This is a genomic window from Nocardia sp. NPDC059240 (genome assembly GCF_042753865.1).
Lineage (GTDB): Bacteria > Actinomycetota > Actinomycetes > Mycobacteriales > Mycobacteriaceae > Nocardia.
Map to the genome: position 1 here is coordinate 235,013 of NZ_JBHZAC010000002.1, position 7,670 is coordinate 242,682.

9 protein-coding genes are annotated in these 7,670 nt (G+C 68.0%); 1 reads left to right on the top strand and 8 read right to left on the bottom strand.

Translation table 11 applies throughout. The features are described 5' to 3' along the window. Window positions 1-13 precede the first annotated feature (13 nt). Window positions 14-577, top strand: a complete 564-nt coding sequence (locus ACFXHA_RS06980) for a suppressor of fused domain protein (RefSeq protein ID WP_379353846.1) — start codon at window positions 14-16, stop codon at window positions 575-577. 25 nt (window positions 578-602) lie between these two features. On the opposite strand, the gene ACFXHA_RS06985 is transcribed toward ACFXHA_RS06980, so the two are convergent. The 8 genes from ACFXHA_RS06985 to ACFXHA_RS07020 all read right to left on the bottom strand — a co-directional run bounded on the left by ACFXHA_RS06985 (window position 603) and on the right by ACFXHA_RS07020 (window position 7,649). Further along, on the bottom strand, window positions 603-920 hold the full coding sequence (locus ACFXHA_RS06985; protein ID WP_379353848.1) for a PE family protein: 318 nt from the start codon (window positions 918-920) through the stop codon (window positions 603-605). A 78-nt stretch (window positions 921-998) separates the two neighbouring features. After that, window positions 999-2,243 (bottom strand): hypothetical protein, encoded by a 1,245-nt coding sequence (locus ACFXHA_RS06990; RefSeq protein WP_379353850.1) that lies wholly within the window; start codon window positions 2,241-2,243, stop codon window positions 999-1,001. Beyond that, window positions 2,240-2,557 carry a type VII secretion target gene (locus ACFXHA_RS06995; RefSeq protein WP_379353852.1) on the bottom strand — a complete coding sequence of 106 codons (318 nt, stop codon included), beginning with the start codon at window positions 2,555-2,557 and terminating at the stop codon, window positions 2,240-2,242. Before ACFXHA_RS06995 ends, ACFXHA_RS06990 begins: the two co-directional genes overlap by 4 nt. 193 nt (window positions 2,558-2,750) lie before the next feature. Then, complete coding sequence (locus tag ACFXHA_RS07000) at window positions 2,751-3,125, bottom strand: hypothetical protein (protein ID WP_379353854.1); 375 nt, start codon at window positions 3,123-3,125, stop codon at window positions 2,751-2,753. Window positions 3,126-3,136: 11 nt separating this feature from the next. Further along, window positions 3,137-3,913: an ESX secretion-associated protein EspG gene (locus tag ACFXHA_RS07005; RefSeq protein WP_379353856.1), complete on the bottom strand. Its 777-nt coding sequence runs from the start codon at window positions 3,911-3,913 to the stop codon at window positions 3,137-3,139. A 5-nt stretch (window positions 3,914-3,918) separates the two neighbouring features. Beyond that, complete coding sequence (locus ACFXHA_RS07010; RefSeq protein ID WP_379353858.1) at window positions 3,919-5,718, bottom strand: WXG100 family type VII secretion target; 1,800 nt, start codon at window positions 5,716-5,718, stop codon at window positions 3,919-3,921. A gap of 77 nt (window positions 5,719-5,795) precedes the next feature. Continuing rightward, window positions 5,796-7,331, bottom strand: coding sequence for a hypothetical protein (locus tag ACFXHA_RS07015; RefSeq protein WP_379353859.1), 1,536 nt, complete (start codon window positions 7,329-7,331; stop codon window positions 5,796-5,798). Window positions 7,332-7,337: 6 nt separating this feature from the next. Further along, complete coding sequence (locus ACFXHA_RS07020; RefSeq protein ID WP_379353861.1) at window positions 7,338-7,649, bottom strand: hypothetical protein; 312 nt, start codon at window positions 7,647-7,649, stop codon at window positions 7,338-7,340. Between the last annotated feature and the right edge of the window lie 21 nt (window positions 7,650-7,670).

Genomic DNA, 7,670 nt, shown 5'->3' on the forward strand with positions numbered 1-7,670 from the left:
TTAGGGATGCACCATGCCGGAAGACCAAAAGTTCACTGGACTTCTCGAACATCTCGAGCGCCGCCTCGGACCTGTGCAGCGCGTCGAATCGGCGAATACCGATAACGGCAATCGCGGCTACGACTTGACTTTCTACGATGTCGAGGAGCCGCCCGTCACCACCGTCGTGACGAATGGGCTTCGGTTTCAGAACATTACGTCGATGCTGCCCGAAGAATTGGTCTGCTCACTCCGTTCGGATCAGCAGCACATCGCCCATTACCTCGTCGACTCGATTGCGTCCATGATCATCCGCAACCGCCGCGGGATGGAGTTCGGGTCGATATTCGAGAATGATCAGCCCATCGTGGAGGGTACCGAAATCGTCGGGGTCATAGCGCATGTGAACCCGACCTTCGACCAAGGGTTCAATCTCTTCCCGGACGCGACCGCCCCGGTCCTGCAGATGATCACCCTGGTGCCGGTCACCGCCCCCGAAATCGACTTCGCGCATGGCGAGGGTGAGGACGCATTGTTCGAGGTGTTCTGGCTCAATCGAACCAACGTCCTCGATGTCCATCGCAGGTCGGCGGTCTGACTCGACCGCCGACGCTCCGACGGGCTCAGAGGTTCATGAAGTCCGTCGCGTTGTCGACCTCGACCTGGCCGAAGGCGTTCGCCTGACCACGCACCAGGGCGGCGAGCTTGCGGAGCTCGTCCACACCGGAACCGGTCTGCGCGACAAAGGAAGTGCCGACCGAGGTGAGAGTGTCGGCCGCGGCCAGCGACACCTTGTCCGAGCCCGCAGCGGGTACGGACAGGGCGTGGCCCTCCGCGCCGAGCGCAGCCTCCAAGCGGTCGGCCATCGCGTCCAGATCGGCGGCCGCGGACAGTACGGTGTCGGCGTCGAAACGCACACCGCCCAAGTTGAATTCGCTCATCGTCCCTCCCTTTCCGCGCGAATCCTACCGCGTCGCGCCGACAAATACCGACCGGGTTTCTCGCACCGGACGACCGGGCTAGTGCGCCGGGCGCGGGCCGTTGGTGCCGACCGCGCCGACCACCGGCACACCGGTGTAACCCATTTCGCCCACCACCTCGTCACCGTGTTCGCCGGTGACCAGATTGGTGCGCACGTCCTCGTCGGCGTCACCCGCCGTGTGCGCGCCCGCGCCCGCCATGCCCATGGGCGGCACCATGCCGCCGCCCATGCCCATCGCACCGGAACCGGGGACCGGAGCGGGCACCGGAACCGTCGGCGTGGCCGTCGCGCTCATGGTGCGGGGACTGGCCTGACCGAGCGGTGCGGCGGTCGCCGGGAGGCTCGGAATGCCCATCGGCGAAAGCTCGCCCGCACCGAGGCCACCGGCACCGAGCCCGCCCGAATCCGTCGGTGCGGCAATCGGTTCGGCGTCAAGGGTCGGCTGGACGGTGGAGGCCTGGCTGATCGACTGCAATTGCTGCACGCCCGAACTCGCCGCGCTGCTCAGCGGTGAGATCAGGCTCAGCAGCTGCGACACCTGTGAGAGCGAGTCGCCGGTCGGGGCGGAAGTGACCTTCACCTTCTGCCCGGCGGTAGTCATATTGGCGCTGTGCACCGTCATCTCGGTGCGGGTCTTGGCGACCACCGCGGTGGCCTCCGAGGCCGTCTCGCCGGCCAGCGACAGCAGGAACGCCTGCCCGGGCGGGGTGGCGATGAACGGTGCGGCGATCGTGACGCCGGTGACGAACTTGGTGATGATGGCCGACATCATGGCCGCACCCGTGGCCACCGACCCGGCGGCACCGGTCATCACCGTCTTCTGGTGCAGGTTCTGGGTTTCCAGCTCGAGCGCATTGGTCTGCGCCTCGGTGCCCTTCTCGGCCGCGCCGGTCGCGCCGCTGCCCTGCCAGTTGCCCGAGTTGGCCAGTGACATGACCGATTGGGCGATCGACATGATCTGCTGCAGTGCGGAGGAGACGCCCGAGAGCAGCTGGGAGGCGTCCACGCCCTGACCCAGTTGACCGGTGCCGAACGCGGAGGCCAGATCGGTGAGCGGCTTGGTGAGCGCGGTCAGATCCAGGGTGGGCAGCGGCGGCATGTCCGGAAGCGGGGGCAGCGCGGGCAGCTGTGGCAGCGCGGGCAGGCCGAGCGTCTGCAGGACATCGCCGACCGGGCTGTCCAGCAGGGGCGCGAAGGTGGTGTCGCGCAAGGCATCCGCCACCGTCTGGCTGCTCGCCATCATGGGCGCGGCCCCGGCGGCCCCTTCCAGGGGCGTGGTCACAGGTCCCGCGTGAGCGAGAGGAAGTCGACCCCGGAGGCGTCGTCGACGGCCTCGTAGTTCGCGGCCGCATCGTAGGCGGCGACGGCGGTGCCCGCGTGCACGGCGGCCAGCTCGGCGACCGAGGACAGGTGATTGCCCTGTGCGCCCGCGTAACTCAGCAGGAAGTCCTGCCCGATCAGACCGAAGACGGGTACCAGACCCACGACGGTGGCGACCTGGTCGACCGCGGCGGCTCCGGCGACGGTGCTCGCCATGGCGGCCGACGCCTCGCCGTAGCCGCGAATCGCGTCCGGTGTGGCAACGAGGTTGCTCATGAGGCTCCCATCAGGAAGATCATTTCGAATCGAACTATACAGAGCGGAGATTCACCCGGTACAGCAAAGAGTTCACCAACCCGTGAACGATGCGGTGAACTCCAGGTATTCCGCAGGTTATCTGCGGTCTGCTGGATAATGTTGCCACACTGTATATTTCAGCGAACCCCCCAGAAGCTCCGGCACCGGACACTCAGATCGGTCGCAGCCAGCTGTCGGGTTCGGTCTCGTAGTCCTGTTCTTCGATGTACTCCTGCCGGGTCACCTCTTCGGCGGTCGGCAGACCGGTCAGGGCCAGCAGTTCGGGGGCCAGGCCCGCGGCCTTCAGCTGGGCACGGCGCTCGATTCCGGCGCGGGCCGCGGATTGTCGGCACAGCCGCAGGATCTCGCCCGCGAGCTGCTCGGGGTCGCCGCGCAGGTGCTCGCGCTCCACCGAGATCGCCCGGGGCAGACCCTGTTCCGTGGTGGTCACCACGATCGCCCCGGTGCGCGACGCGAGCGTGAACTCGGTCGGAAACGTGAACTCGCTCGACGCCACCTCACTCGACGGCACTGCCTCGGATGCCACTGCACTGCCTCTCATTCGTCCGCGATCGCCAACACCACTTCGGCGATCACCGATTCCAGGGTTGTGATCATCCGGCGGCGATCCGCGGGCACCGCGACCGGCGGCTGCTCGGCGGTGACCACGTAGCGGCCGTCCGCGTCCAGATCCCGCCATTCCAGGTGATGCCGGGTGACGCCGCGCGGGCCGAAACGCGAACGGCCCTGCACCACATCGATGGTGCCCATGCTCGGCGCGGGCGCGGCCAGAAACTCGGCGGCCCGGTCGACCACGCCGCCCTCCAGGGTCTCGTGCGCCGGGGACAGGCCGAAGGCGTAGTCGACCATGGCGGTGTCCTCGGGCTCGGCGAGGACGGTGTCGGGGCCACGCCCGGCGGCGGTGTCCGGCAGCCCGGCCACCACTTCGGTCGCCAGCTCCGCCGCCCAGAACTCGGTGATGGTGAATCCCGCACTGTGCCTGACAGTTTCGCCCGGCCGTTGCACCACCAGATAACCGGCTTCGCCGCTGCGCACCCCGAGCATACGAATGCCGGCCGCCGGAGCGCGCGGGTCGCGGCCGTCCCAGCCGTGCACCTCCACCCGCAACTCCGGCATGTGCACGGCACGCAATACGTAATCCAGATCAGGATCGCGGTCCCGCAGGGCGCTGCGGGCGCGAGCCTTGTTGTCCAGGTGCGCGTCCCAGAATGCGGTACGGCTGGTGAAGAACAGCGGGGCGGGCAGCGACTCCTCGCCCAGCTCCTCCCACAGCACCAGGAACTCGAGGTCGGTCAGCGACCAGCTTCGACCCATCGAATTCAGCCCTCCACCACCGGTTTCGCCACCACCGGGGGCGTACCCATGGCCTCGTCGAGATACTCGGCGCGGTCCAGGAAGTCGGGGCGCTTGTGTTCTTTGCCGCCCGCGCCGTGCGCGCCGCCGCCGTGTCCCATACCGCCCATGCCGCCGCCCATGCCGCCCATCGGGGAGGCACCGGCCGCGACGCCCGCGCGGGAAGCGCCGAGGACTTCCGCCTCCGCCACCTCGGCGGTGACCGCGGCACGCGGAAACAGCTTGGCCTGAGCGGGTTCCAGCGGCGACTTGCCGCCCGGTCCGCCACCGCCCGGTCCGCCGCCCCCGGCCGTCTTCAACTGGTCGAGCAGGTTCGGCAGGGCGGCCAGCGGCGAATTCTCCAGCTGCTTGGACAGATCCGACTGTTTGTTGCTCTGCTGGGTCTGGCTCTGCAGGCTCTGCATGCCCTGCTGCAGGGCGCTGGACAACTGCGACAGCTGCGAACTGGAATCGCCGCTCTGGCTGGAGCTGGGGTTGCTGCCGGAATTCGAGCCACCGGAGCCGCCCGGGCTGGAACCGTTCGGATTCGAGCCATTCGGGTTGGAGCCGTTGGGATTCGAGCCATTGCCCTTCGGGTCGGTGCCGTTCGGATTCGAGCCCTTGGCACCGGCACCCGCGCCGGAACCGCCCTTCGATGAGGTACCACTCGGTGTGGAGCCGTCACCGAAGGTCGGCGCACCGGTAGCGCCGATCTTGCCGCGCGGCTGGGCGCGGCCACCACCACCGCCGCCGCCGTCGCCGGTGTAATAGTTCCTCGGGCTGCCCCCACCGGGCATCGGCGCGGTCGGGTCGGCCAGGATCGGGATGGCCGGGCCCGCGGCGCTCAGACCGGGGATGTACCAGTTGGTGAATCCGAGCCGGGCGCGGGTGAGGATTCTGTCCTCACGCTGCGGGCGGTCGTAGTCGGCGTCGGTCGGCGCGTTGGGGGGCAGATACACCTGGGTGTTGGCCAGCCACCCCGACACCGCGATCAGGTTGCTCGAGATGGCGCGCAGATCCGAGCTGAGATCCGCGGCCTGAGTTTTGAACCTGCCGGAGGCCGTGATCGCGCCCTTGGCGCCGAGTCCCGTCCAGCTCTTGTCGGTCTCCATCTTCTGCAGCTGCGTGTTCAGGTCACCGAAGGCGGTGTCCAGCTTCCCGGCGACGAGCAGCCAGGTCGCGCCGGCGTCCGCCACCAACTGCGGGTTCATGGCCACGCGCGCCTCGTGGAACTGCTCGTGGGTCAGCGAATACGGGTCCTCGGGAACGATCGCTTGGGAGTGGTTCTTCGAGTGCGCGATGTCGGACAGGTCGCCGTAACCGTGTTTGGCGTCCAACGGCTGCATCTTGTCGGTGTCGAAGCTGGGGATCTTGCCGTGGGCCAGCGTCGGATTGCCGCCGCCGACGGGGTTGTCCGTCTTGAGCTGATCGAACTTGTGCTTCGAATCCTCTTCGGCGGCCTTGTAATCCTTGTCCGCCCGGATCATCACGTCGGCCATGGCGTTCACCAGGTCGATGTAGTGATTCAGCACCGTGTCCAGCTGCTTGCCCTGCGCGTCGAATTCAGCGGCGAGCTGCTGACACTTCGTCAGGGGGCCGTTGTCGTTGAAGCCCTTGTGGTTGGTCAGCAGGTGCTGGTAGCCCTTCAGCGATTCCAGCGTGTTCGCCGCGATGGCCGCCTTCTTGGCGGCGTCCAGGGCCGCGTCGTGCTTCAGGGTGAGTTCACCGTCGCGCAGGCTCCCGTCGCACCCGAGCCAAGGATTGTCGACCTTGTCACCGTCGCTCACGTCCCGCTCCTAACTCCCGACACACCGAAACATTACGGCTCGCCGACACCAACACTCCAGTCGTCCGGATTCGTTCCCTACGAATGCCTTTGGCGGAAGCGCTGTTCCAGACCCGGCACATAGACCGACGCGGGCATGCTCGAGGTGGTCTGTTCCACGACGCCGTCGTCGGCCACATAGTAGAGGGCGCGATCGATCACGACCTCCTCCGGCTCGGTGGGCACGTACACCATCCACCCGACCGAAAGCCGTTCGCCGCGAAGCCGATCCAGCGGGTAGGCGAGCGAGTCCACGCCCGCGGAGCGGACATGGTGGCGGACCGCTTCCAGGGCCTCGAACTCCGGCAGCGGATCCGGGCCCAGGCGGGCCACCCCGGCCAAGGTCAGCTGGTAGTGCGCGGCATCCAGGTCGGCGATGTCGCCGAAGACGGCGGCGAGGACGGCATGTGTGACGTCGCGGCGTTCGGCGGCGGCCACGAATTCCGCTACGGCGGAACGCTGTTCGAGGGTCGGATCGGTATCGACCAGTCCGCTGATCACGTCGATGACGGTGGCGGCCGTCCAGATGCCGGGAACCGCGGCCGCCACGTCGGCGCCGGCCGGGGAATCACCGCGATACCAGCGCCCACGCTCCCACCAGTAGCAGAAGGTGAGCAGTCCACCGGCCGCGCGGTTATTGAGCACCTGGTTGGCGACCCATTCCGGAGCACCCGCGTACAGGCGCGGAAGCTCGCTGCCGCGGTTGTAGGCGGCCGCCAATTCCGGTGCGTTCCAGACGCCTCCGGACAGCACCGCGCGACCGCCGGGCAGCAGATACAGCGAGGAACCGGAACGGCGCGAACCCTCGAACCAGCCGAAGGACGGCAGCACCCGGGGGCCCCACTCGGAGCCGATCGCCACGAAGGCGGCGGAGATGGCGGCCCAACGCGACCACAGCACTGGGAAATCCGGGAAATCCCCGTCGGAAACCACCGGGAGATAACCGGATTCGCGATCCGCGCGCGCGGAATCGGCGGCATGACGCGGATCGCGGGACTGGCGGTTGCCTTGATGCAGATGGGCGGCCAGCCACAGCGGCAGCTCGGTGCGGGGGAATACCTCCAGATCGGCCAGGTAGTCCTCCGGCGCGAACATCTGGTCGGCCGGGAACGGTTCATCGCCGTAATCGTGATCGACGGTCAGCTCGCCCGCGGCGGTGATCGTCAATTCCAGCCGCCACCACGGGCCATCACCGAGATCGGCGGAGAGCCGGCGGTGTTCGGTGACGTATTCGAGGATCTCGGCGGACGGCAGCACCTGGGCGAGGCGGTCCCCGTCGTCGGAGAACACGACCCGGGAGCGGTGGCCGGTCGCGGTGAGCGCGAAGGCGGCGTGCACGCGCGCCCAGCCCTCCGGCCCCAGCTCACGCAGGTCCTGCGCGATGCGGTGGGCCAGGGTGCGAGCGCGCTGCGGGATGTCGATGACCGGCGCGGTCAGGCTGAAGCCGATATCCGGGTCGGAGCTGAAACCGATGTCCGGATCGGAATCGTCCGGAGCACCGATGATTTCGACCGGCTCGGCGATATCGGCGGCCAGGGATGCGCCGATGCGGTCTTGGCTGTTCTCGTCGGTCACGCGCGATCAGCCCTGCTCCGCCGACCCCTGCTGATCGCCTGCGGCCTTTCCTGTTCCGTATTCCTTGACCCAGTTGTCCATTTCCTCGGCCCAGCGGACGGCATTGCTACCGTCGAGCTGACCGGCGAGGGCCTTGCGGGCTGCCTCGATCATCTCAGGGGTGGCGTCGGGATGAGCCTCGGCGATCGCCCACAGGGCGTTCTGGGTGTCGTCGTCGAGACCGGTGGCGGTGTGCACGCCCCGGCCCTCCAACACGTGCCCGAGCACCTCGTCGAAATTCGCCCGCAACTCATCGTCACTGGGGTATCCGTGCCGCACGTCCCTCTCCTCCCTCTGCCG